Source organism: Vibrio sp. CDRSL-10 TSBA (assembly GCA_039696685.1).
Lineage (GTDB): Bacteria > Pseudomonadota > Gammaproteobacteria > Enterobacterales > Vibrionaceae > Vibrio.
In genome coordinates, this window is record CP155566.1 from 1,302,172 (window position 1) to 1,327,387 (window position 25,216).

The following is a 25,216-nucleotide window of genomic DNA, read 5'->3' on the forward strand; positions in this document are numbered from 1 at the left end:
ACGATAATATGACACATGGTGGATAAGGAGTATTTCCACTGTTCAGCACTCTTAGGGAAAGCAGTAATATGACAAAATCGTTTGGACTTAAACAAATCCTTCTTGTTTCGGTCATGGCCTTGGTCGCGGCATCAGTAGCGATATCCAGTACCATCTCCTACCTGAAGGAATCGGAAGTGATCAGCGCAATGATCACCCGCAGCGGCGAGATCTATACCCAGGATAAAGCCAATCTGGTACAGACCTTCATTCAGGAAAAAATCACGGCGGTGAAAGGGATAGGCGAACTGTATAAAGAGCAGCCTTATCCGGGTAATTCGGCGCAGGATTACATCGACTTGACCGAGCTGTTTGCCACGACGCTGGCGACCGGCAGCTCTTTCATCGGCTTTGAATCCAATGGTGATGCCTACTGGAACCAGATTACCGATGCGTGGCCCGGGCATAAATTCAATGGTGATATTCGCACCATGAGTTACTACAAGGAGGGGCGTCAGTCGACAACACCTTCATTGACCGACCCGTATCCGGATTCTGCTGATCCGAACACTTATTGGGTCAGTATTGTGCAGCGTACTCAGGATGGCATGTTGGGGGTCGACATGAAACTGGGTTTCCTCAATAAGCTGGTGGAACAATCGACTGATCTGGCCGGCAGTGCTGCCATGATCATCAACCATGATGGTACGGTGCTGGCGGCTTCACAAAACAGCGCGCTAAAACCTGGTGACAAGACACTCGAGAGCGACTGGTTTAAAGGTGCAGCGAAGAGCATTATTGGTTCTGAGCACAGTTTGCAGGACTATCAACTGAACGGTGAGGAGAAAATCCTTTACTCGAGTCAGATTAAAGTAGCCAACAAAAACTGGTACTTTGTTATTGGGCAAAGTAAGGGTATTGCTTTTGCCAATCTAACCGACTCTAAGCGCTCTGCCATTGTGATAGGCCTGGTGGCTACCCTGGTCAGCGTGTTGATCGCTTACCTGGTGATTCAGGTGCTGTACCGTCCGATTTTATCGCTCAAACAGACCATCAACAGCCTGTCGAGCGGCAACGGCGATTTGACCCAACGTCTTGAAGTGAAATCGCAAGATGATCTCGGTCAGATAGCTCAGGGTGTGAACAACTTCATCAGCCAGTTACAGAGTATGATGCTGGAGATCAAGCAGGCTTCACAAACGCTGCAGTCGAACGTGGGTTCGGTCGAAACACTGTCACAGCGTAACGCCGACAAGTTGCGCCATCACGTGGTCGAGACTGAGCAGATCGTCACTGCGCTGGAAGAGATGAATGCGACCGCCGGTTCCACCGCGTCGGACGCCGCCAACACCTCCAATATTACCCAGCAGGCAAACCACACCAGTGTTGAATCACGTCAGATTATGGCTCGTTCACTGGCGACTGTGGATGCACTGATTAAAGACGTGGACATGACGGTCGACAGTGTGCGCAGCATGAGTGAAGAAACTCAGAGTATTCATTCGGTTCTGACCGTGATTGGCGAAATTGCAGAACAGACTAATCTGCTGGCGCTGAATGCGGCCATAGAAGCGGCGCGAGCCGGTGAGCAGGGGCGTGGTTTTGCTGTGGTCGCCGATGAAGTGCGCAATCTGGCTAACCGCACCAAGGACAGTACCCAGGAAATCGAAAATGCGATTGGCCGTTTGTTGCAGGGGAATCAGGTTGTGGTTGATGCGATGAGTAAAACCAAGCTGCGCTGCCATGATACCGCCAGCAGCTCTCAGAACGTGTCTGACAGCCTGGAAACCATGGCGAGCTACATCGACGACATCAACGACCTCAGCACCCAGATTGCCACGGCAGCGGAAGAGCAGAGCAGCGTGACTCATGGGGTCAGCGAGAGCATGAACGAGCTGAACCAGATTGTGACCGAGCTGGATGAAATTGGCTCACGCACTCTGGCGGGCATGAGTGACATCACCCAGGTCAACCAGCAGATTGTCTCGACCATCAGTCGCTTTAAGCTTTGATGGTGATCGGTAAATCAATGGAACCGGTAAATAAGTTAACCGTTAAACAATCCGAGCGTTAACCGACAGATAAAAAAACAGGAGGCTCAGGCCTCCTGTTTTTTATGGACAATCTTTTTCAGTCACCATTTGGTCAATCATCAGCTGGCCGCGGGTATTACGTATCTTAATCCGGTAGCTTAGACCAACATCCAGATTGGCACGGATGTCTTTGTCATTGCAGAAGCTGTGAATGCTGTTTTGCAGTACCTGGCTGGCAGGCTTGGCCTTGGGATGATCGGTGTTATAGACCATCATCATCTCAATCACGCTGCCAGTGGAGCTGGCACGCATCATATTCAGCGGACCGAGTTCAAGCGGCAACTCTGCACTTAGAATACTGGCGCGATTGGCGGCCAGCAGTTCCAGATTTTTTTCACGTTCAGCCGTCGAGCTACACCCGGCCAGTAACGCCAGGCTGATCAGCGCCAGACCAAAGGATGATTTTTTCATATCAGAATACTTTTTTGAATGGTTTCACGATAACGTTAGCATAAACACCGGCAGTTACATAAGGATCTGCGTCTGCCCAGGCTTTGGCGTCATCCAGTGAATTGAACTCTGCGATCACAGTTGACCCCGTAAATCCTGCTTCACCCGGATTATCTGAATCAATCGCCGGCATCGGACCTGCTGTTAACAAGCGGCCTTCATCCTGGAGAATTTGCAGTCGCTCGAGGTGAGCAGGGCGAACGCTCATACGTTTCTCCAGCGAGTTTTCAACATCTTGTGAGAAGATGACGTACCACATATTAATTTCCTTATAAGTTGCTTAACGGTAAGTGTATACCTAAATTAGGTCGGGCATACTAATGTACTGAAACAGATTAAGTTTTAAAGGGCAAGAAACAGATTTTGTGATTATTTGCCTGGCTTAATCGGACGCGGGCGGCCATCTGCATCAATGGCCACGTAGTTAAACGTCGCTTCGCAGACCTGAAAACGGTCCAATACTCCGTTTTCTTTGATAGGTTTTACCCAAACTTCCAGATTAATTGACATCGACGTACGGCCGATTTTGGTGCATTCGCCGTAGCAACAGACGACATCACCCACCCGGACCGGTTTCTTAAAGGTAATGCTCGATACCGACACAGTGACAATACGTCCGCAGGAGATTTCTTTGGCCAGAATGCCGCCGGCCAAATCGAGCTGAGACATAATCCAGCCACCAAAGATATCGCCGTTCGCATTGGTATCGGCTGGCATCGCCAGGGTTCTGAGCAGCAACTGGCCCTTCGGAGAGTGTACTTCCTGATTCATTCTTGATATCCGCAATAAACAAAACAGCGACCATATAGGTCGCTGCAACAACAATAACTGGAATTATAACAACAAAAGTTTCAGTGATTCACCTTTCGGACACTGTTTGCTGTTTTACTCGCCAGAGTTGTTCTGCTCTTTAGGCAGGTGCTTATAAATATAGACACCGGTCAGCAGAGTGTAAGCGAAAGTCGCCGCCAACAGGCCGAACACTTTAAAGTTGACCCAGGTGTCGAGTGGCAGCTTGTATGCGATGTAAATATTGAGAACCGCACATACAGAGAAGAAACCGACCCAGGCCCAGTTTACCTTGCTCCATACCGCTTCCGGCAGAGTAATCTCTTTGCCCAGCATACCTTTAATCGCTGATTTGCCCATCAAATGGCTGATCGTCAGTCCCAGAGCGAAAATCACGTAGACAATCGTTACTTTCCATTTAATGAAGTTATCATCGTGTAGGAAGATGGTCATGCCACCAAAAACCGCCACCAACAGAAAGGTGATGAGCTGCATTTTTTCCACTTTCTTAAACAGGAAGTAAGTCACCACTATCTGTACTGCTGTTGCTGCAATGAGTGCGCCGGTGGCGACATAGATATCGTAGAACTTGAACAGGGCAAAAAAGATGATCAGTGGGATAAAGTCGAGCAATTGTTTCATGGTGTAGATACGTCCGAATAGTAGCTTGATGACAGTCTAACGAATTAAGACCGCCAGCTAAACATTAAATGATAATTTGAAACAAATTTGTCGGCGCTGGCGCATGGTTACAACTGGCAGGCGAGTGTTTGAGCGTTGTGTAAGTAACCTTCATTGCTCAGGTTTTCGACCAGCTGCTCCAGCTCATCATCGGACAGGTTAAAGCAGCTCGACTTACCGGTCATGTCACGTAAGGTTTGATGGTAGGCACTATTGTCGCTGGCTCCGAAGCGCTCTTGCAGCAGGGTTTCGATACCTTGGTGAATCAGAGTGTAATAGCAGTGGCGTTGCATGGTCATGGCAGACCTCCTTAGTAAAGCCACTCAGGCGAAGTCTGGTTTCAAATATTTCTACGTGACACTGAAGTAAAAGGTGCAACGGCCATGGCAAAATAGCAGGCATGAAAAAGCCACTCCGAAGAGTGGCTTTGGCAATATTGTCGGGGCAGTGCCCGCTTAATCAGAATTATGCTTCCTGATTCTGGTACTCTTTTTCCGCTTCTGCTGCTTCTTCTTTGATCAGAGCATCAACGATAACTGCACACGCTGCGTCACCAGTGATGTTCAGCGCAGTACGGATCATATCGAAGATACGGTCCAGAGCGAACAGCAGTGGCAGACCTTCGATTGGAATACCTGCCGCCAGCAGTACTGCAACAACCAGGAATGATGGACCCGGTACGCCCGCCTGACCGACAGCACCCAGAGTTGCAGTGACGATGATCGCTACGTAAGCGCCCATGCTCAGGTCAATGTGGAACAGCTGTGCGAAGAAGATAGCAACCAGGCCGTAGTAAATCGCGTTACCGGACATGTTGATGGTTGCGCCCAGAGGCAGCACGAATGATGCGGTAGAGTTACGCACACCCAGTTCGTTTTCAACGGTGTCCATTGTTACTGGCAGAGTCGCCATTGACGATGCGGTCGACAGTGCCACAGCTTGCGGTTTCTTCATCGCTTTGATGAAGTTTCTTCGCTGAAGTCTTAGTGAAGATTTGGATCATCAGCGGGTAAACCACGAAACCGAAAATCAGGATAGCGGCTACGTAAACAACAAACAGTTTGAACACCACCATCAGGGCGCCGAAACCGAAGGTACCTACCGCTTCAGCCATCAGACCGAACACACCAATTGGTGCGATAACCATGACCTTGTTGATCATCCATACCATAGAGTCAACCAGGGTGTTTACACCGTTGATTACTGGCTCACGTTTGCTCTTTGGCTGCTTAGAAATGGCTACGCCCAGGAACAGACAGAACACAAGAATCTGCAGGATGTTCGCTTCATTCAGTGACTGGAAAACGTTGGTTGGGATCATACCAATGATGGTGGCCCAGAAAGTTGGCAGTTCACCTTTTGATGCATATTCAGAAGAGAACATGCCTTCCACGCCGGACACATCGATGCCCAGACCTGGCTGGAATACGGCACCCATGACCAGAGCCAGCGCAACCGCCAGCGCTGAAGTTACAGCAAAGTAACCCAGAGTGACGAAGCCGACTTTACCTGCTGACTGGCTGTCACCCAGACCGGCTGCACCTGAAATCAGGGCAACGGCAACCAGTGGGATCACCAGCATTTTGATCAAATTAATGAAAATGGCACCCAGAGGTGCAAACATTGCGGCGTCTTGACCCATGGTGGCACCGATTGCAGTACCCAGGATCATCGCAATCACGACCTGAACGCCGATGTTGCTTAATAAGTTCTTTTCTTTTAACACTTCCATAACCTCTGTGCTAACAATATTGAAATGTCCAGTATTACCCTCTGTTCATAATATGTTCAGTGGATAATTGTATTGTTCCCGCTTTTTACACGTTCCTGTCACAATTGGCAATATGTAATCAGGGTGAATTTGGCATCAAACAACTATTTCATTGACGTGAGTAGGATTTTTAAGCACACGAAAACGTTTGCTTTGAAGTTTTAAGCAAGTGAAATATCAGTGAACTAGCACAGTATAAGGTGGGAATAAAACGGGGAGTTGTTAGTAAAATGTTTGGTTTCTGACATGAGTAAGAAACCAAACACTTATCTTAACAGCGCTTACAGATAAGTCGCTGCTTTCATATTACGGGTGAATTGTGCTAATTCTGTTAACATTTTCTCATCGTCACCTTGGTTGGTCTCGATGATTTTCACCACGGCAGAACCCGAGATAGCGCCGGCAGCGCCGGAAGCGATAGCCTGCTTAACCTGCTCCGGTTCAGAAATGCCAAAGCCAAGCAGAGAAGGTGGCGCGTTATACTGGTTGAGTTTTTCCAGCTGAGTCAGGACCGGCATCTTCGCTTTAGTTTCGGTACCGGTGACACCGGCACGAGACAGCAGGTAAGTGTATCCACCACCTAGTTTGGCTACAGACTGCAGGGTTTCATCGCTGGCTGTCGGCGGTGTGATGAAAATTGGCTTGATGCCGTATTTATTCGCCGCTGCGACGAATTCTTCACTTTCGTTGGTCGGAACGTCCGCCACCAGCACCGAATCGATGCCCGCTTGCTGGCAACGCTGGTAGAAGCTGTCGACACCGCGTGCGTAAACCAGGTTCGCATACATCAGCAGACCAATTGGCAGCTCCGGATACTGAGCACGGATCTTACCAATCAGCTCAAAACAGACGCTCGGCGTGGTTTTTGCGTCCAGAGCTCGAATGTTTGCGCCCTGAATGGTCGGACCGTCCGCCAGCGGATCAGAAAACGGGATACCCAGTTCCAGAGCATCAGCACCAGATTCGACCAGCGTTTGCATGATACGCAGTGATTGCTCCGGGTTCGGATCGCCGATGGTGACAAACGGAACGAACACACCCTGTTTGTTGTCAGCCAGACGCTGGAATAGCGATTGATAGCGGTCCATTAGATCTCTCCTTTTTCTTCTAAAATCTTCAGTACGGTGAAGATATCTTTGTCACCACGGCCGGAAAGGTTAACCACCAGCAATTGTTCTTTTTCAGGTTCGGCGTAAGCCATTTTCACAGCCTGAGCCAGTGCATGCGAAGATTCCAGCGCAGGGATGATGCCTTCATTGCGGGCCAGTTTCTGGAACGCTTCCAGCGCTTCATCATCGGTAATGCTTTCGTATTCGGCGCGGCCAATCGCATTCAGGTGCGCATGCTGCGGACCGACTGATGGGAAGTCCAGACCAGCAGAAACGGAGTAAGACTCTTCAATCTGACCGTCTTCGTCCTGCATCATCGGTGCTTTCATACCGAAGTAAATGCCGGTTTTACCGTGTTTCAGCGGCGCACCGTGCATGTCGGTATCAATACCTTTACCGGCTGGTTCAACACCAATCAGGCGCACAGACTCTTCTTCGATGAAATCAGCGAACATACCAATAGCGTTTGAACCGCCACCGACACAAGCAATCACGGCATCCGGCAGACGTCCTTCACGCGCCAGGATCTGGTTCTTGGTTTCTTCACCAATAATGCGCTGGAATTCACGCACGATAGTCGGGAACGGGTGAGGACCAGCGGCAGTACCCAGCAGGTAGTGCGCGGTTTCGTAGCTGCCAGACCAGTCACGCAGCGCTTCGTTACACGCATCTTTCAGCGTTGCTGAACCGGAATGAACCGGGATCACTTCTGCTCCCATCAGGCGCATACGGAATACGTTCGGGCTTTGACGTTCGACGTCTTTCGCGCCCATGTAAACGCGGCATTTCAGGCCCATCAACGCACAAGCCAGAGCGGTTGCGACGCCGTGCTGACCCGCACCTGTCTCGGCGATGATTTCCGTTTTGCCCATGCGTTTAGCCAGCAGCGCCTGACCCAGTACTTGGTTGGTTTTGTGTGCGCCGCCGTGCAGCAGATCTTCACGCTTCAGGTACAGTTTGGTTTTGGTGCCTTTGGTGATGTTTTGCGTCAGGGTCAGTGCGGTCGGACGGCCTGCGTACTCTTGCAGCAGCGTCATAAATTCAGAACGAAACTCAGGGTCTTCCTGGGCGTCGATAAAAGCCTGTTCCAGCTGGTCAAGCGCCGGAACCAGGATTTGTGGTACAAACTGACCACCGTATTCGCCAAAGTAGGCGTTTAATTTTGCCATGATCTTATTCCTTCAATAACCGTTTGTTGCGATTTATGGTTATGGTCAATTAGTAATTACGGATTTCGTTGAATGCCTGGCGCAGTTTGGCCATGTCTTTTTTACCCGGTTCGCTCTCAACCCCTGAGTTGAGATCCAGACCGAGACAGCCAAGCTGGGCTGCTTGTTTGACATTGTCCGGAGACAGGCCGCCAGCCAGCATAATGCGCTGCGGATTGTCGATCAGGTTCCAGTCAAACACGCTGCCGGTACCGCCACTCTGGTTGCCCACTTTGGCATCAAGCAAGTGACGGTCGACGTTGTTCAGCATGGCTGGTAACTTGTCTTCGACGCCGTACGCCTTCCATACCTCAGTCTGCCCCGGCAGACGGGCTTTGAGCGCGTCGATATAAGTCTGGTCTTCATCACCGTGCAGCTGCACGGCAAACAGGCCAAGGTCAGTAGCGATATCAACGACAGTATCGATACTGTGATTCTGGAACACACCCACGTATTGCAGCGGCGCACCGCTCATGGTCATGCGTGCGGTTTCCACATCCACGTAGCGTTTCGATTTTTCGACAAAAATCAGGCCACCAAATGCCGCGCCGGCCTGATACGCTTTCACCGCGTCGTCGGCATGAGTCAGGCCACACACTTTGTTTTCACCCAGCACCACTTTACGTACCGCCAGTTCAACATTGTCCTGGCTCATCAGTGAGCTGCCGATCAAAAAGCCGTTGGCGAAGCGGGACAGGTCACGGACTTGCTGGTGAGTGTAAATACCAGACTCGGAAATGACGGTGGTCCCTTTTGGCAGCTTAGGCGCCATCTGTTTGGTACGGTTAAGATCCGTCGTCAAATCGCGCAGGTTACGGTTGTTGATACCGATAACCCGTGCCTGCAGTGCCACAGCACGCTCCAGCTCTTCATCGTTGCTGACTTCAGTCAGCACGCCCATGCCCAATTCGTGAGCCACGTTAGCCAGCTCACGGTAAGTGTCGTCATCCAGTACAGATAACATCAGCAGAATGGCATCGGCGCCGTAGTGACGAGCAAGATAAACCTGGTAAGTGTCGATCATGAAATCTTTGCACAGTACTGGCTGGGAAACCTGGGCACGCACGCGTGGCAGGAAGTCAAAGCTGCCCTGAAAGTATTTCTCATCGGTCAGTACAGAGATGGCATTCGCGTACTGGTTGTAGACTGACGCTATGTAGTCCAGATCGAAATGCTGACGAATTAATCCCTTCGATGGCGATGCCTTTTTACATTCCAGAATGAAGACGGTGTTGTCGCCGCTGAGTGCATCGTAGAAGCTACGATCGGAAGCGGTCAGCAAAGATTTAAAGGTTTCCAGTGGCTGTGAGGCTTTGCGCTCTGCAACCCAGGTTACTTTGTCAGTGACGATTTTTGCCAGTACTTCGGCCATCTGGGCGTTGTGCACCGAAATGTGCTCAGACAATTGTCCGGATGATGGGGTGTGTGCTTCGTTTCTGTTCAGACACGTTTTGTTCAGACATCAGGGGATTAACCTCGCTCTGCTAGTTGTTGTACCAGATCAAACGCTTTGCCTGAGTTCATGACATCAATGGCTTGTTGTGCGTTGGCTTTCAAATCTTCAAAGCCAAACATGCGCAGCAACAGGGCAACGTTCACCGCCACGGCGGCGACCTGAGCAGATGTACCCTTGCCAGTCAGAATGTTTTCGATGATGAGGCGGTTTTCCTGTGGGTCGCCACCTTCAATAGCTTGCAGCGGGTAGCTGTCTAAGCCAAAGTCTTGCGGCGTGAGGGTGTACTCGACAATCTCACCATCTTTGATTTCGGCAACCAGTGTCTCTCCGTGAATTGCCACTTCGTCCAATCCTGAACCATGAACCACAGCGGCTCGTTTCAGTCCCATTTGTACCATGGTTTCTGCGATAGGACGAACCAATTCTGGGCTGTATACGCCCATTAGTTGGATATTCGGGCGGGCCGGGTTAATCAGCGGGCCGAGAATGTTGAAAATGGTGCGGGTCTTCATGCTCTGGCGTACTGGTGCCGCATGACGGAAACCGCCGTGATATTGCGGCGCAAACAGGAAGGCGACGCCAAGGTCGTCCAGTGCCTGACGGGTATCCTGTGCGCTCATTTCCATGTTGATACCAAATGCGCTGAGCAGGTCCGATGAACCGGATTTGCTCGATACGCCGCGGTTACCGTGTTTGGCCACTTTTACCCCACACGCTGCCGCCACGAAAGCGGAGGTGGTTGAGATGTTGATGGTGTTAGCGCCGTCGCCACCGGTACCGACGATATCGGCAAAGTCGTAATCCGGGCGCGGGAAGGGACTGGCATTCGCTACCAGGGCGCGCACTGCACCGACGATTTCGTCCGGTGTTTCACCTTTGATTTTGAGCGCGGTCAGCGCAGCAGCCATCAGCGGCTGTTCACATTCACCGCGAATAATGTAGTCAAATAGTGCCTGGCTCTCATCCTGAGTCAGCGCCTGTTGTTCATACAGCTTATTAATAATCGCTTGCATTGCTTTCTCTCCGTATCCTGCCAGCTCGTTGATTTGTATCAGTTGTTCAGCGAGCTGTTAATCTTTTTTGTCTGTCGTCTTCGTGCCGGGTCTGTCGTTCGCGAGTTGGATCTGTCGTCGAATCAAAAGGGACGTGTCGTTATGCTTTATCCATTGCCCAGTTAATCGCGTTTGCGAGCAGAGTCGCGCCCTGAGTTGTCATGATGGATTCCGGGTGGAACTGGAAGCCGCACAGTTTGTCGGCATCGTTGACAATCGACATCGCCAGGCCGTCTACTTCCGCTGTGACCGTCAGGCTGTCCGGAACTTGTGTAGCAACCAGAGAGTGGTAACGGGCAATCGCCAGCGGCGAAGGCAGCCCCTGATAAATCGGGTGCTGGTTATGCTCCATCATCGAGACTTTACCGTGTACGATTTCACCCGCACCGGCTACAACGCCGCCGTAGGCTTCCACCATGGCCTGATGACCAAGACAAATACCGATCATCGGCACTTTACCTTTCAGGCGTTGCAGGATTTCCGGCATGGAACCCGCTTCAGAAGGCGCACCCGGGCCCGGTGACAGAACCACTACGGCGTTATCGAGTTTGGCGACAGCCTGCTCAATGACGTCCGCCGGAATATGGTTGCGGTAAATCGTCACCTGGTGTCCCAATGAACGGAATTGATCAACCAGGTTGTAGGTAAAAGAGTCAAAGTTATCGATAAAAACGATATTGGCGGTTTGAGTTGCTTGAGTCATGTTGAGTATCCTTACGCCTGGTGAGCAAATTGAATCGCGGAAATCACCGCCTGAGCTTTACCGCGTGTTTCATCGGCTTCGGATTGCGGGTCTGAGTCATACACCACACCCGCGCCAGCCTGAACCTGGGCAATGCCGTTCTCGACAAAAGCGGAACGGATGACGATACAGGTATCCAGATCGCCTTCACCGGTCAGGTAGCCCACCGCGCCGCCGTAGCTGCCACGGCGTTCTTTCTCAACATCACGAATCAGCTGCATGGCGCGGATTTTCGGCGCGCCGGTCAGCGTGCCCATGTTCATGCAGGCCTGGTAAGCGTGCAGGGCATCCAGATCGCTGCGTAATTGGCCAACGACACGAGATACCAGGTGCATCACGTGGCTGTAGCGATCCACTTTCAGCAAATCTGCCACGTGACGGCTGCCTGCTTCGGCGATACGCGCCACATCATTACGGGCCAGGTCAACCAGCATCATGTGTTCGGCGTTCTCTTTCTTGTCGCAGCGCAGTTCCAGTTCCAGACGGCTGTCGAGGTCGAAGTTAATCGAACCATCCGCATTTTTACCGCGCGGGCGGGTACCGGCGATCGGATAGATTTCAATCTGGTTGGTGTCTGTTTCGTATTTCAGTGCGCTCTCCGGTGAAGCACCGAACAGGGTAAAGCGTTCATCCTGCATGTAGAACATGTACGGGCTCGGATTACTCTCTTTCAGGCGCTGGTAAGCGGCCAGCGGTGAAGGGCAAGGCAGGAAGAAACGGCGTGACGGGACGACCTGGAAAATATCACCTTTAATGACATGATCTTTCAGGTCGCGCACGATATCGCAGAAACTGCTCGTCTTCGATGTTAGTGGTCAGTTCGACGTTTGGCAGCTTAGTGGCTTGCGGCAGAGTCAGATTGTGTGACGTTTGCGCTTTGATCTCTTCCTGACGGGCACGCAGAGTGGCTTTGACAGCACTATCAGAGGTGAACGCGGTGGCCTGTAACTGGCTGGTTGCGGTCTGGTGGTCGATGACCATCAGGTTCTCAGACACATAAAACACGTAATCGGGACAGTCGTTGGTTGCGGTTGCATCGCCCAGCGGCTCGAAGTTAGCCACCATATCGTAAGCAAACAGGCCGCCGAGGAAGATGGCGTATTTATCTTTGTCACTCAGATCAAAGCTGTGCTGCACCAGGCGCAGAGCGTCGAATGATGACGCTTCACGCAGGCGCGAATCTTCATCTAATGTGTCGCATGGGGTGGTAAACGTCAGCGTCAGAGTTGACTCGCTGCGCTGGCTCGGGATGTCAGCGACCACGTTTTGCGCCAGAACGTTAATCAGAGCGCGGCCGTTATCACTTAACGCCTGAAATGTGACTTCGTGGCCGTAGCAGATGATACGCACCGCGGCGTCAACCAACAGCAGGCTTTTCAGGTTTTGTTTTGAGTCGATTTCGGCAGATTCCAGCAACAGGCAGTCTGTTTTACCTTCACACAAAGCGTGAAACAGTGCGGTTGGATCCTGGGTGTACGGCAACGTAGTATTCAGTACTTCAATGGTTGCACGATTTTTGATTTCAATGGCCTTGTTCACAAGACCTCCTTATCTGAATTTTGCGTTTGCCGGTTGGGTTTGTTCGCTTGAATGCAGACTGATGTATGGAGCGAAACCCGACGAATAATATAATGAAAAATAAAGTAAAAAGCCCGCTGAGTCAGCGGGCTTCTTGAAAGACGTTTCCTGTCAGACAGGTATACGCGAGCCCACTAAGAACTTGTCCAAGTGTGCCACCAGTTAAGCGCTGCGCCGGCAGTGCTGAATTGGGGATTATGGTTTGATGTAATTTCTAGTAACATGGGAACCTCAAACTGTGCTCTCGTATTTGTGTACTAGTAAACTAGTGCGGAGGTCGAAAGTCAAGCCCAAATAACCGGCAAATTAAAAAAATTATGAAAATTGACCTACACAGTCACACCACGGCATCTGACGGTCGTCTGAGTTTCGAACAACTGATTGAAAGAGCCGTTGAATTTAACATCGATGTGCTGGCGATCACTGACCACGATACGGTCGATTCACTGCAACCGGCGCGTGAGTACATTCAGTCCAGACAGCATGCGATTACCCTGATCAACGGGATTGAATTCTCGACCGTGTGGCAAAACAAAGACATTCACATTGTCGGCCTTAATATCGATATCGAAACGCCGGAGCTGCTGCGTTTAATTGAAGCGCAAAAAGCGCATCGTGTTGCGCGGGCGGAAATGATTGCCCAGCGTTTGGAAAAGGCGACCCGTGAAGGTGTGTTAGCCGAAGTGCAAGCCATCGCCGGCGATGCACCGATCACCCGTGCCCATTTTGCTAAATGGCTGGTGGATGCCGGCTATGTGAAGAATATGCAGCAGGTATTTAAAAAATATCTGACCCGCAACAATCCGGGTTATGTGCCACCGAACTGGTGTACGATGGACGATGCGATTAATGCCATCCATGCCGCGGGCGGCCTGGCGGTTTCTTGCTCATCCGGCCCGTTATGATCTGACCACCAAATGGCTGAAACGCCTGATTGCAGCGTTCGCAGAAGCGGGCGGGGATGCGATGGAAGTGGCTCAGCCGCAACAAGCGCCGCAAGAAAAACGCAATCTTGCTGATTATGCGATACAATACAATCTATTAGCTTCTCAAGGCAGCGACTTTCATTACCCGTCCCCGTGGATGGAATTAGGGCGCAATCTTTGGTTGCCTTCCGGAGTAGAACCTGTTTGGAGAGATTGGACTAATCTCCCTAAGCATCCAGTCGAGAGACTCAATGATGAGGTATCACAATGAGCCAGTTTTTTTATGTGCATCCTGAGAATCCACAAGCCCGTCTGATCAACCAGGCGGTTGCAATTATTCGTAATGGCGGTGTGGTTGTTTACCCGACCGATTCCGGTTATGCACTGGGTTGCCAGCTAGAAAACAAACATGCCCTGGAGCGTATTTGCCAGATCCGCCGCCTGGACGACAAGCATAACTTTACGCTGTTGTGCCGTGATTTATCTGAACTATCTTTATATGCACGCGTAGATAATACAGCCTTTCGTCTGCTGAAGAACAATACTCCTGGCCCTTACACCTTTATTTTTAAGGGAACCAAAGAAGTACCGCGTCGTCTGATGAACGCCAAGCGTAAGACAATCGGTATCCGTGTTCCGGACAACAAGATTGCTCTTGATCTGCTGGAGGCGCTGGGCGAACCCCTGATGTCGACCTCGCTGATCCTGCCGGGCAATGTGAACACCGAATCGGATCCGGAAGAGATTCGCGATCGTCTTGAGCACGCAGTGGATGTGATTCTGGCGGGCGGTTATCTGGGCGAACAGCCGACCACTGTGATTGATTTCAGCGAAGATGAAATGCAGGTGGTTCGTTTGGGCGCGGGCGATCCGACGCCATTTGAGTAATCGAACAGGCGCTAATAAAAAGGTGCTTTTTCGCGGATTCTTTGCGATACTACGCGACCGCGATTTTGAGGTCGCATCTTGTTATTCGACGTCTGAGAAGACGACATCATAGGTAGATAAATGAGCGAAAAGTTACAAAAGGTTTTAGCACGTGCTGGTCATGGTTCTCGTCGTGAGCTGGAAGCTCTGATCCGAGCTGGGCGCGTAAGTGTTAATGGCAAGGTAGCTGTACTGGGCGAACGCCTGGATGATGAAAACGCCATCGTGCGTATTGACGGACACGTTGTGTCTGCCAAAGCGCAGGAAGAAGTTGTATGTCGCGTTTCTGGCTTACTACAAGCCGGAAGGTGAACTGTGTACCCGTCACGACCCGGAAGGTCGTCGTACGGTGTTTGATCGTCTGCCAAAAATTCGTGGCTCGCGCTGGATTTCGGTGGGCCGTCTGGATGCTAACACCTCTGGTCTGCTGCTGTTCACTACCGATGGTGAACTGGCTAACCGTCTGATGCACCCGAGTCGTCAGGTTGAACGTGAGTATCTGGTACGTGTGTTCGGTGATGTGACCGAAGATAAAGTACGTAACCTGGTACGCGGCGTTGAGCTGGACGATGGTATGGCACGTTTTGAAGACGTAGTTTATGCCGGCGGTGAAGGCATGAACCACACGTTCTACGTCGTGATCAACGAAGGTCGTAACCGTGAAGTTCGTCGTCTGTGGGAATCTCAGGAAACCACAGTAAGCCGACTGAAGCGTGTGCGTTACGGTGACATCTTCCTGGATAAGAAACTGCCTCGTGGCGGTTGGATGGAACTGTCGCTGAAAGACGTGAACTACCTGCGTGAACTGGTGGAACTGAAACCGGAAAACAGCACTATGCTGGATGTGTCGAAAGACAACACTTCTCGTAAACGTGAGCGTTCACGCAGCCAGAAGATCCGTCGTGCAGTTCGTCGCCATGAAGAGCGCGTCAATACACCAGCCGGTGGTCGTGCTAACTCTCGTCGCAAAGAGGGCGGCTCTCGTACTAAAGTAGCCAGCGAACCACGCAAAGGCCGTTAATTGTACCTGCTCAGCCTGCTGGTTGCGTCTGATTAAAGCCGCAGAGCTGGCAAACGCTACAGTAATGAGAAAATTTGAATAATAAAACCCGGGCATCGCCTGGGTTTTTTATTGCCTGCGAGATGGAGCCGCTGCGGTACCAAAGGTTGTAGGGCAGCAGAAGCTTTAAGGTCGTGGTGGTTCAAGCAAGAAAAAGCCCCGCGGATAAGCGAGGCTGAGATTAAGCAGAGCTGTTACGGGTTCGGTTACAGCGTCTGATTGAGCTGGAAGTAACGGCCTTGCTCGGCCAGCAGCTGATGATGACTGCCATGTTCGACAATCTCACCCTGTTCAATCAGGCAGATGGTGTCCATCTTCTCCAGTTCCACCAGGCGGTGGGTAATAAAGATGACCGTCTTGTTGGCAAAGTGCGATTCAAACAGCGCCATGATCTGCTTTTCGGTCTGCTTGTCGAGACCTTCAGTCGGTTCATCCAGCAGCAGAATCGGGCCGTTGTGCAGCAGCGCACGGGCGATACCGATACGGCGTTTTTCACCACCGGACAGTTGGCGGCCCGCGTCACCCAGCCAGGCATCCAGACCCGGTGCATCGAGCAGTTTACCCAGGCCGACCCGTTGCAGGGTTTCACTCAACAGGGCATCATCGGCATCCGGTTTCGCCATGATCAGGTTGTCACGCAGTGTACCGTTGAGGATATCGACACGCTGGCTGACCACGCTGATCGCCGAGCGCAGATCGCTCTCTTTCCAGTCTTGCAGGCGGGTACCGGCAATACGGACTTCACCTTGCTGTACATCCCAGTAGCGGCACAGCAACTGGATCAGGGTCGATTTACCCGAACCCGTCTGACCGACGATGGCGGTTTTATGGCCGGCCGGAATGGTCAGGCTGACATCACGCAGAACCTGCTGCTCACTGTCGTTGTAAGCAAAGCCGATATTATCAAACGCGATATCAAACTGCCCCGAGTGGCGGGTGTTGTCCGTTGGGAATACCACATCCGGTTCGGCCAGAATCACCTCATTGAGACGACGGGCTGAGGTCAGAGTCTGCCCCAGATACTGGAACGCGCCGGCAATCGGCATCAGCAGTTCAACACTGGCCATAGTCGCGAAGACCACCAACGCAATCATAGGATCCGGAGCCTGACCGTTCACGCCGTCTGCGGCCAGCCACAGCATCAGAACCAGCGTCCAGCCGTTAGCGAGCATCAGCAGGGCAGAAGCCAGGCCGTTAAAGCTGGCGTTGAGCTTCTGGTTGGCCAGCAGTTTTTCCTGCGCAGTATAAATCGCATCGCGGTAGCGCGATTCGGCGCCAAAAATGGTCAGCTCGCTGTAACCCTGCAGCCAGTCCATGGTTGCAACACGCATGTCTGCTTTGTTCTGGGTCAGTTCGGCACCATTGCGTTTGCCCAGCTTGTAAAACAGCACCGGCCAGGTCAGCAGCAGCAGCAGCAGGATTGCGCCCAGAGTCAGCCCCAGGGATTGATCAAACCAGCAGAGTAAGGTCGTCAGACCTGCCACACCAAGTACGCCAATCGTCACCGGGCTGATAAGACGCAGATAGACGTGGTCCATTGCATCGATATCGGCCACCAGGCGGTTGAGCAGGTCCGCATCGCGCAGGTTAGATACGCGACCCGGGATCATCGGTGCCAGTTTCTGGAAGAAAAAGATGCGTAGATCGGTCAACAGTTTAAAGGTGGCGTTGTGGCTGACCACACGTTCACCCCAGCGGCCGGCGGTACGGCCCATCGCAAAACCACGCACAAATGCGCCTGGCAGCATGTAGTTAAAGGTTTCACGGGCGACGGTTAGGCCTGCAACTGCCGCAGCGGACAGGAACCAGCCGGACAGAGTCAGCAAACCGATTGAGGCGCCCAGAGTCGCGAGGCCAAGTAACATACCCAGCGTCAGACCAAACCAGTGCTTTTTATACAGTTTCAGGTATGGCAATAAATCACGCATCGAGGTTCCCCTTATCGGCTTCGTGCAGCGCCTGATTAGACGCCAGCATATCGGCAAACAGTCCTGGTTGTTGGCTCAGCGTAGCAAAATCGCCGGCCTGGACCAGAGCGCCGTCCTGCATCACCAGAATCTGACTGACAGATTGCAGTGGCAGCAACTGGTGTGTCACCAGCAGCGCGGTTTTGTGGGTGATTTGTTGATTCAGACCTTGCATTACCAGTTGTTCGCTGCGGGCGTCAAGGCTGGCGGTCGGTTCATCCAGCAGCCAGAAGCGGCCTTGTTGCAGCATGGCGCGCGCCAAAGCCAGACGCTGTGCCTGACCGACAGACAGACCACCGGAGCGGTCGCTGATTGGGTAGTCTAGCCCTTGTTTTTGCACAAATTCAGCCGCAAAGGAGTGCTCCAGTACCTGCTCAATCTGGTTGTCGGTAATGTTGGATTTACCCAGGGTGATGTTCTCACGAATGGTGCCATGCACCAGCAGCGGATTTTGACCGACCCAGCTGATGTGTTTACGCCAGCTGGCGTGATCGAGCTGATTGAGTTCCACACCGTTGATGTTCAGGCTGCCTTCATAGGGCATAAAGCCGAGAATCGCGTTGATCAGGCTGGTTTTACCAGCGCCGCTCGGGCCGACCAGCGCGGTTGTCTGGCCACGGTTCAGGCGGAAAGAAACCGGCCCGACCAGGCGCTGGCCTTCCGGGCTGAACACTTGCAGATCGGTCGCAATGATTTCCACGTCATCGGCGTCCTGCATCTGGCTGGTGCCGGATTGCACTTTGCTGACATCAATATTGAGAAACTCAACGATGCTTTCAGCGGCGCCAACGGCTTGTTGTCTGGCATGGTAAAAAGTCCCCAGATCGCGCAGTGGCTGGTAAAACTCCGGTGCCAGCACCAGAATGAAAATACCGGCAAACAGAGTGACACCTGCGCCGTAATAGCCAAAATCCAGTTCGCCGATGAAGCTGAAACCAAAGTACACCGCGGTAATCGCGATGGAGACTGAAGTAAAGAACTCCAGTACCGCTGAAGAGAGGAATGCGATACGTAAGACATCCATCGTACGCTTACGGAACACTTCCGATGCGCCTCGCATCTGCTCGGTTTCCGCGTCGGTGCGGTCGAACAGGCGAATGGTGGTCATCGATTGCAGACGGTCATAGAAATGGCCTGACAGACGTTGCAGCGCTTTGAAGTTTTTGCGCCCGGCGTCGGCTGCTTTAATACCAACCAGAGCCATAAACAGCGGCACCAGTGGCGCTGTGATCAGGAAGATCAAACCTGCAGCCCAGTTAACCGGGAAGACCACGACAAGAATCACAAACGGGATCAGCACAGACAACGACATTTGCGGCAGGTAGCGGGCAAAGAAGTCATGCATGTTTTCGACCTGTTCCAGGGTCAGTGTCGCCCAGGCACCGGCTGGTTTGCCTTTAATATAGGCTGGCCCCAGGGTGCGCAGTTTGTCGAAAATCAGTTGCCGGATGTATATCCGGATCTCTTTGCCGGCCCGAAAACCAGCCAGTTTCGCGGCCCCATGAGCACGCGGCACGTATCGCGATGATGACGACCAGCCCGGCGAAGTAAGGTACCAGGTCATATTTGTCGACATGTTGAATGATGAGCTGATGCAATATCGAGGCGAGCAGAGCGGCTTGCGCGAGCAAAAACACACTGGATAACACGCCAAGCCCGATAGCCAGCATTAACCAGCGCTTGGCCAGTTTGCTCTGCTGTTTGAGCCAGATATTTAAGCTCCGTTGCTTTTTCTTATCCATATACTTGAAGGCTTATCTAGAATTCTTATGATTTTGAAAGTGGGCTAGTATACAAAAGAAAACCCGGTGGATATACCACCGGGTTTGCTGCTAACTTGTCAAAACTGAAAAATAATCTTGTAATTATTTATCGTTCAAACCGTCCAGGAAACGCTCTGCATCCAGCGCGGCCATACAACCGGTTCCCGCTGAAGTAATCGCCTGACGGTAGTTGTGATCCATCACGTCGCCCGCGGCAAACACACCTTCGATGCTGGTTTGGGTTGCGTTGCCTTCCAGACCTGATTTAACCACGATGTAGCCGTCTTTCATTTCCAGCTGACCTTCGAAAATCGCAGTGTTTGGCTGGTGGCCGATGGCGATGAAGGTACCCATGACATCGATTTCTTCAGTCTGTTCTGATTGAGTGTCTTTCAGACGCACGCCGGTTACACCCATGTCGTCACCCAGAACTTCTTCCAGAGTGCGGTTGGTGTGCAGCACGATGTTGCCGCTTTCCACTTTATCCATCAGACGGTTAATCAGGATTTTTTCCGCACGGAAGGTGTCACGACGGTGAATCAGGTGTACTTCGCTGGCGATGTTCGACAGGTACAGAGCTTCTTCAACGGCTGTGTTACCGCCGCCGACTACGGCAACTTTCTGGTTACGGTAGAAGAAACCGTCACAGGTGGCACACGCAGAGACGCCACGGCCCTGGAAAGATTGCTCTGATTCCAGACCCAGGTACTTAGCTGACGCGCCGGTTGAGATGATCAGTGCGTCACAAGTGTATTCGCTGCTGTCGCCTTTAAGGCGGAAAGGGCGCTGTGAAAAATCAACCTGGTTGATGTGGTCAAACACGATTTCAGTTTCAAAACGTTCAGCATGTTCTTTCATGCGGTCCATCAGAGCAGGACCGGTCAGGCCTTCTGCATCACCAGGCCAGTTTTCGACTTCGGTCGTTGTGGTCAGCTGACCACCTTGCTGCATACCTGTTACCAGTACAGGATTAAGGTTAGCGCGCGCTGCGTACACGGCTGCCGTGTAGCCTGCAGGGCCCGAACCCAGAATAAGAAGTTTGCAATGTTTCACGTCGCTCATGATTGCTCCACTTTAGAAGTGCTCAGTAAATTGCAACGATTGTAGGAAATCTGGGACGGTAATAAAAGCATAAAGGGGTGTCGTAACTGTAATTAATCGTTATTAGATAGAACCTGATGCTCAGCAAAATATGTTTAAATTCAATAAGGTTGTCGCTTTTTTGCGCAAATGGTCCGGCTATGCATTTTAGTGAGTAATTGTTAACCTACGCAAAAATTGTTGTCATTCATCGTTATCGGTTGCCAGTCACCGCTATTGATGGTGCGCCGCAGCGTGTGGTAAGTCCTTGGTTTTTATCGTTGCTGTTGTCAGTAACGCCGGAGGTTGAGTTATTACTTGCACAGCAGTTGTTATCAGGCGTATGTTTGGCGCTGATGATAAGCGGAGTGTACCCATGATAAAATGGCCTGCGCTGCTCAAACTAGACGGTGATGATGAACTGCTTTATCTCGCCTCCGAGCAGCAATGTATTGAAGAATGTGCAGAGATGATTCTCGGTGAAGGCGATCATTTAATTGATTGTTGTGGTCAGAGTTTTGCCATTGTGAGTTGCGCGCGCAGCGCACAAGATATTGAACTGCTGCCGACCCGTAAGAGCTACGATGCGCAACAAGTGTGTCAGTTAATTCAGGCGCATGAGTTTGCCGCCGCTCAGGTGTGCGTGACTAAAATTTATTTCCCGACGGTCGAGCAAGCCGTTAAAGCGATGGCGTTTTGAGCGCCGACAAGTTCACTTTTTGACCCGGTACGTCCATTACAGACAACACAGACAACACAGGTATCATAATGGCTGGTATTACCGCTCTTGATGAACTGCTGCGCAGTATGCAACCCGAACTATTAAGCGGGGAGGTGGTCTTCTGTACGGTGGCAGGGCAAATGGCAGATTATGTCGGCTTGAATCCTGTGGCGATGTTTCGTGAAAAAGAAGGTCTGACGCTGCTGGTCAGTAAAGCGCAGGCTAAGCAACAGGGATGGCCGGTGGAAAGCTGCTTTCGTCAGATCTCACTCTCGGTTCATTCCAGCCTGGAAGCGGTTGGTTTAACCGCGGCAGTGGCGTCTTGTCTGGCTCAGAACGGGATCAGTGCCAATGTCATTGCGGCCTATTATCATGATCATATTTTTGTTCCGGCGCATCAGGCCGGGCGAGCTCTGGCGGCATTGCAGGCTTTATCATCAGAGAAGTAAACGGTCAGCCCTGTATTAGTGACTGTTCGACCATCAATTTACTTTTCGACAATCAATTTACTGTTTGACTTCCAATTTACTGGCTGACTAACAAATCGCAAACCCTAGCGGTTGGCGTCATTAACCGCGCAGCTAAGCGCAAAGGATACTCAGTTGTTAAAAAACCAAACCGTGGTGCTGTTTTTAACCAATGGCATTACAGCTCTGGCGTTTCGCGCTGGTGTTACCGGTAATGAGCCTGTTTCTGGTCAGTGGTCTGCACACTGAACCTGCCTATATCGGCATTTATACTACTTTGACCGCGCTGATGACGGTGCTGGTCAGTCAGAAAATGACCGGCCTGATCGATAAAGGTGTGCCGGGTAAGAGCCTGCTGCTGATTTCGCTGACCGGCATTGTCGCCGCTGCGCTGGGATTTTCGGTTGCCAGCGAATTCTGGCATGCGTTACTGATTGGTTGTTTACTGATGCCGTTTGCGTCGTCATCGATTCCGCTGATCCTGACCATCATTCGCCATTACGCTGACGCCAGTGGTAAAAACAGCACCAAGCTCAATTCGCAGATGCGCTCTTCAGTCTCTATGCTATGGGTGTTTGGTCCGCCGCTGGCATTTTTATCGGTCGATCAACTCGGTTTTGCCGCCAACTTTCGCACTTCGGCGCTGATCGCGGTACTGGTGATGGTATGGGTGACTTTGGTTTTGCATCAGCCTGAGACTGAGCAGGATGAGCATCGCCAACACCGCCAGGGCAGCGGCAAGGCCAACAGCCGGCTGGGCGCGGAAGTCTGGATGCTGGGCGCAGTGATGTTACTGGCCAACATGGCCAACAGTGCGTATATCAACACCATGCCGCTCTATCTGACCAAAGATCTTGGCCTGTCGACCGCCTATCCGGGCTGGCTGATGGGGGCTGCCGCCGCAGTGGAAATCCCGGTTATGCTGCTGGTGGCCGGCTGGTCGGTGAAAGTCGGTAAATTATGGATTATGAAAGCCGCCTTTGTGTGTGCCATGATTTATTACGTATCAGTTTACTTCGCTTCTTCTATCTGGATTATTCTGGCCCTGCAGTTGTTGAATGGCCTGTTTTTCGGCATTTTTGCCGGTCTTGGCGTGACGCTGATGCAGGACTATGCCGGTAAAAATATTGGCAAAGCATCGGCGTTTTACACCAATGCGATGTTAGTGGGCACCATGTTGGGGACCAGCAGCATGGGTTTGGTGTCACAGTACTTTGGTTTTAAAGCGCCATTTTTGCTGTGCCTGCTCAGCATTGTACTGGCTTTTGTGGTTATGAGCTGGTTTGAGAAGCGGGTCGGTGGCGAGCAACCTGAGCCACAACCGCAATAAAGTCTTTCTACCAATAAAGCCTTTCTGCTAATGAATACAGCTTGCGAAATACCCTGAGCCCGGCCTGTAGCGCCGGGCTTTTTATCTTTGGTTATCGAGTATGATCTCGCTGTTGCCCGATAGTGATTTATTCTGATTGTATGTGAAAATAATGGTTAATTTGCCTTTTAGTCAGAATTTAATTTCGCATCATTATCCGAAAGTCGTAAATGCAATTACATCGGATTAGAATTGATAATTTTATTTATATTTATGATAAATATAGATTTATTATTTTAATGGTGAAAAGCTTTGATTTCTTCTCTGTTTTGAGTGTTTAATCGGTGTTATTAACTAATAATTGTAGTTATAATGGGTTATTATGTTAATTTATTTTATAAATTGGTTTTATTTGTGGTTTAAAGTTGATCTGACAACATAATTGCGTATTCTTGGTTGTGAAATATTTGTTAATTCACTAGTTGATCAATGTATATTCTTCATGGAGTCGATGATGTTACATTCTCACCATAATACGCTACATATTACTAAGTTAAGCCATGGTTCAATCAGCCAGCTGGCTCCCTCATTTGTCGATTTACCCCATACTGCACATGCAGATGGTCAGTACCGTCTGCGCCGTTACTCAGTGATCAATTTTATCGCCGGTCAGGTGATTGATAGCGGCAAAAATGAGTTCATGCAGACCGATGAGTTTAACCATTTTCAAGGCAACATTGCCCGTCAGTTTGAACCCGTGCTATCTGAGACACTCGGTAGTGACGGCATGCGCGAGATGTGCGCACTGTTTATGTCGGCCAACGGTTTACCGGACGGACAGGAAATAGAGATCCACCAGATCCGCATCGCCACTGTCTATCAGGAAACGCAGGTCGCGCCGGAAGGCGTTCATCAGGATGGGTTTGATCATATCGCTATTGTGGCCATTGATCGCCATAACATCGAAGGCGGTGATATTCTGCTCTATCAGCATTGTGATGAAGAGCCTTTCTTTCGTAAAGTGCTGAGCAATGGTGAAATTGCTATGCTGGCGGATAATCAGTTGTGGCATAACGCTTGTCCGATTCGTGCCTGTAATCAGGACAGAGGACACATGGATCTGTTTGTACTGACCGCGAAACAGGGACGCGTTGCGGTTCGTTCATGAACTGCGGGTATCCGGATGTAGAACAAGGGCCCGTTTGAGGGCCCTTGTTCTTTAATCGACAGTTACGTTGATCAAACGTCGCTGCTCACTTCGACTTCGTACGACGTGAATTTTCGGATGTTAATCACGCCGGTATCCAGGATCAGGTATTGCCCTTTGATGCCTTGCAGCACACCGCTGACTAAAGGCTCTTTGTCAAAGTTGTGCGAAGTGATCTTGGTCGGGTGCGCTTCAACCGGATAAGCCAATTCTGTTGGCGTATCACTCACTTCGACAATCGCATCGTCACCAAATCGCTGTTTCAGCTCGGCAATTTTATCTGTCAGCAAAGGTTTCAGCTCGGCGGCACGCTCTTCCAGCGGCAGTGGTTCACCATCGCCTTTCAGCAGGGTACGCCAGTTGGTTTTATCGGCGATATGCTGTGCCAGTTCGACCTCTAACAGACCTGAAATCTGACGGGTTTTGACTTTATACAGCGGCAGGCCCTGAGTAGCACCCTGGTCAATCCAACGGGTTGGGATCTGGGTGTGACGGGTAATGCCGACTTTCAGACTTGAGGTGTTGGACAGATAAACATAGTGGTCAACCATGCAGTGGCTCAGTGCCCAGTCCGGCTCGCGGCAGGTGCCCTGGTCAAAGTGGCAGGTTTCAGGCTTCATGATACACATGTCGCAGCTGGCCAGTTTTTTCATACACACAAAGCAGTGACCCTGCGAGTAACTCTTTTTAGTTTTCTTCCCGCATGAGCAGCAGTAGATATTGCCGGTGTGTTGCAAAGTGATGGTGTGGCCGATCAAAGGGTTAAGATCGACTTCGGCATCACCGACTGGCAGTCGGTACGAGACAACTCCATCTAAATCGGCGCGCATTTTATCCAGTACGCCGGTTGCGATTAGTGACATGACATTACTCTTGGTTGA

Annotated in this window: 20 protein-coding genes, 5 pseudogenes and 1 other annotated feature; of the genes and pseudogenes, 8 read left to right on the plus strand and 17 right to left on the minus strand. The window is 51.2% G+C overall.

Annotation, left to right across the window (positions count from 1 at the left end; translation table 11 throughout):
* Positions 1-68: 68 nt before the first annotated feature.
* Positions 69-1,991: a methyl-accepting chemotaxis protein gene (locus ABDK09_13435; protein XAW90411.1), complete on the plus strand. Its 1,923-nt coding sequence runs from the start codon at positions 69-71 to the stop codon at positions 1,989-1,991.
* 102 nt (positions 1,992-2,093) lie between these two features.
* Here the strand turns inward: ABDK09_13435 and ABDK09_13440 are convergent, their stop codons facing one another.
* The 13 genes and pseudogenes from ABDK09_13440 to ABDK09_13500 form a co-directional block, all read right to left on the minus strand.
* Positions 2,094-2,483 carry a GspS/AspS pilotin family protein gene (locus ABDK09_13440; GenBank protein ID XAW90412.1) on the minus strand — a complete coding sequence of 130 codons (390 nt, stop codon included), beginning with the start codon at positions 2,481-2,483 and terminating at the stop codon, positions 2,094-2,096.
* Between the two features lies 1 nt (position 2,484).
* Entirely contained in the window at positions 2,485-2,781 is a 297-nt protein-coding gene (locus ABDK09_13445) for a YciI family protein (GenBank protein XAW90413.1), read from the minus strand.
* Positions 2,782-2,891: 110 nt separating this feature from the next.
* Positions 2,892-3,293, minus strand: a complete 402-nt coding sequence (gene yciA, locus ABDK09_13450) for an acyl-CoA thioester hydrolase YciA (protein ID XAW90414.1) — start codon at positions 3,291-3,293, stop codon at positions 2,892-2,894.
* Positions 3,294-3,407: 114 nt separating this feature from the next.
* Positions 3,408-3,953 carry a septation protein A gene (locus ABDK09_13455; GenBank protein XAW90415.1) on the minus strand — a complete coding sequence of 182 codons (546 nt, stop codon included), beginning with the start codon at positions 3,951-3,953 and terminating at the stop codon, positions 3,408-3,410.
* A gap of 107 nt (positions 3,954-4,060) precedes the next feature.
* Positions 4,061-4,291: a hypothetical protein gene (locus tag ABDK09_13460; GenBank protein ID XAW90416.1), complete on the minus strand. Its 231-nt coding sequence runs from the start codon at positions 4,289-4,291 to the stop codon at positions 4,061-4,063.
* 166 nt (positions 4,292-4,457) lie between these two features.
* Positions 4,458-5,724, minus strand: a pseudogene (locus ABDK09_13465) (dicarboxylate/amino acid:cation symporter).
* 320 nt (positions 5,725-6,044) lie between these two features.
* Positions 6,045-6,851, minus strand: a complete 807-nt coding sequence (gene trpA / locus ABDK09_13470; GenBank protein ID XAW90417.1) for a tryptophan synthase subunit alpha — start codon at positions 6,849-6,851, stop codon at positions 6,045-6,047.
* Positions 6,851-8,041, minus strand: a complete 1,191-nt coding sequence (gene trpB, locus ABDK09_13475; protein ID XAW90418.1) for a tryptophan synthase subunit beta — start codon at positions 8,039-8,041, stop codon at positions 6,851-6,853. The genes trpA and trpB overlap by 1 nt, the downstream gene beginning before the upstream one ends.
* A 49-nt stretch (positions 8,042-8,090) precedes the next feature.
* Positions 8,091-9,452: a bifunctional indole-3-glycerol-phosphate synthase TrpC/phosphoribosylanthranilate isomerase TrpF gene (gene trpCF / locus ABDK09_13480; protein XAW90740.1), complete on the minus strand. Its 1,362-nt coding sequence runs from the start codon at positions 9,450-9,452 to the stop codon at positions 8,091-8,093.
* Positions 9,453-9,550: 98 nt separating this feature from the next.
* A complete protein-coding gene (gene trpD / locus ABDK09_13485; protein ID XAW90419.1) occupies positions 9,551-10,549 on the minus strand; it encodes an anthranilate phosphoribosyltransferase in 999 nt (332 codons plus the stop codon).
* Positions 10,550-10,688: 139 nt separating this feature from the next.
* Positions 10,689-11,291: an aminodeoxychorismate/anthranilate synthase component II gene (locus ABDK09_13490; protein ID XAW90420.1), complete on the minus strand. Its 603-nt coding sequence runs from the start codon at positions 11,289-11,291 to the stop codon at positions 10,689-10,691.
* Positions 11,292-11,302: 11 nt separating this feature from the next.
* A pseudogene (locus tag ABDK09_13495) lies at positions 11,303-12,869 on the minus strand (anthranilate synthase component 1).
* Positions 12,870-12,972: 103 nt separating this feature from the next.
* Positions 12,973-13,075, minus strand: a sequence feature (Trp leader region).
* On the minus strand, positions 13,043-13,132 hold the full coding sequence (locus ABDK09_13500; protein XAW90421.1) for a Trp operon leader peptide: 90 nt from the start codon (positions 13,130-13,132) through the stop codon (positions 13,043-13,045). Its footprint overlaps the feature before it by 33 nt.
* A gap of 93 nt (positions 13,133-13,225) precedes the next feature.
* Here ABDK09_13500 and ABDK09_13505 point away from each other — a divergent pair.
* The 3 genes and pseudogenes from ABDK09_13505 to rluB all read left to right on the plus strand — a co-directional run bounded on the left by ABDK09_13505 (position 13,226) and on the right by rluB (position 15,782).
* A pseudogene (locus ABDK09_13505) lies at positions 13,226-14,105 on the plus strand (PHP domain-containing protein).
* A complete protein-coding gene (locus tag ABDK09_13510) occupies positions 14,102-14,722 on the plus strand; it encodes an L-threonylcarbamoyladenylate synthase (protein XAW90422.1) in 621 nt (206 codons plus the stop codon). Before ABDK09_13505 ends, ABDK09_13510 begins: the two are co-directional and overlap by 4 nt.
* Before the next feature lie 120 nt (positions 14,723-14,842).
* A pseudogene (gene rluB, locus ABDK09_13515) lies at positions 14,843-15,782 on the plus strand (23S rRNA pseudouridine(2605) synthase RluB).
* A gap of 245 nt (positions 15,783-16,027) precedes the next feature.
* Here rluB and cydC read toward each other — a convergent pair.
* The 3 genes and pseudogenes from cydC to trxB form a co-directional block, all read right to left on the minus strand.
* Entirely contained in the window at positions 16,028-17,749 is a 1,722-nt protein-coding gene (cydC, locus tag ABDK09_13520) for a cysteine/glutathione ABC transporter ATP-binding protein/permease CydC (GenBank protein ID XAW90423.1), read from the minus strand.
* A pseudogene (cydD, locus tag ABDK09_13525) lies at positions 17,742-19,530 on the minus strand (cysteine/glutathione ABC transporter permease/ATP-binding protein CydD). Before cydD ends, cydC begins: the two are co-directional and overlap by 8 nt.
* Positions 19,531-19,653: 123 nt before the next feature.
* Entirely contained in the window at positions 19,654-20,613 is a 960-nt protein-coding gene (gene trxB, locus ABDK09_13530; protein XAW90424.1) for a thioredoxin-disulfide reductase, read from the minus strand.
* A 394-nt stretch (positions 20,614-21,007) separates the two neighbouring features.
* On the opposite strand from trxB, the gene ABDK09_13535 reads away from it, so the two are divergent.
* The 4 genes from ABDK09_13535 to ABDK09_13550 all read left to right on the plus strand — a co-directional run bounded on the left by ABDK09_13535 (position 21,008) and on the right by ABDK09_13550 (position 24,296).
* Positions 21,008-21,331 carry a DUF4144 family protein gene (locus ABDK09_13535; protein XAW90425.1) on the plus strand — a complete coding sequence of 108 codons (324 nt, stop codon included), beginning with the start codon at positions 21,008-21,010 and terminating at the stop codon, positions 21,329-21,331.
* Between the two features lie 68 nt (positions 21,332-21,399).
* A complete protein-coding gene (locus tag ABDK09_13540) occupies positions 21,400-21,801 on the plus strand; it encodes an ACT domain-containing protein (GenBank protein ID XAW90426.1) in 402 nt (133 codons plus the stop codon).
* A gap of 190 nt (positions 21,802-21,991) precedes the next feature.
* Positions 21,992-23,149 carry a sugar efflux transporter gene (locus ABDK09_13545; protein XAW90427.1) on the plus strand — a complete coding sequence of 386 codons (1,158 nt, stop codon included), beginning with the start codon at positions 21,992-21,994 and terminating at the stop codon, positions 23,147-23,149.
* 493 nt (positions 23,150-23,642) lie between these two features.
* Positions 23,643-24,296, plus strand: a complete 654-nt coding sequence (locus ABDK09_13550) for a 2OG-Fe dioxygenase family protein (protein XAW90741.1) — start codon at positions 23,643-23,645, stop codon at positions 24,294-24,296.
* A gap of 71 nt (positions 24,297-24,367) precedes the next feature.
* Here the strand turns inward: ABDK09_13550 and ABDK09_13555 are convergent, their stop codons facing one another.
* A complete protein-coding gene (locus ABDK09_13555; protein XAW90428.1) occupies positions 24,368-25,198 on the minus strand; it encodes a DUF2797 domain-containing protein in 831 nt (276 codons plus the stop codon).
* Positions 25,199-25,216: the final 18 nt, after the last annotated feature.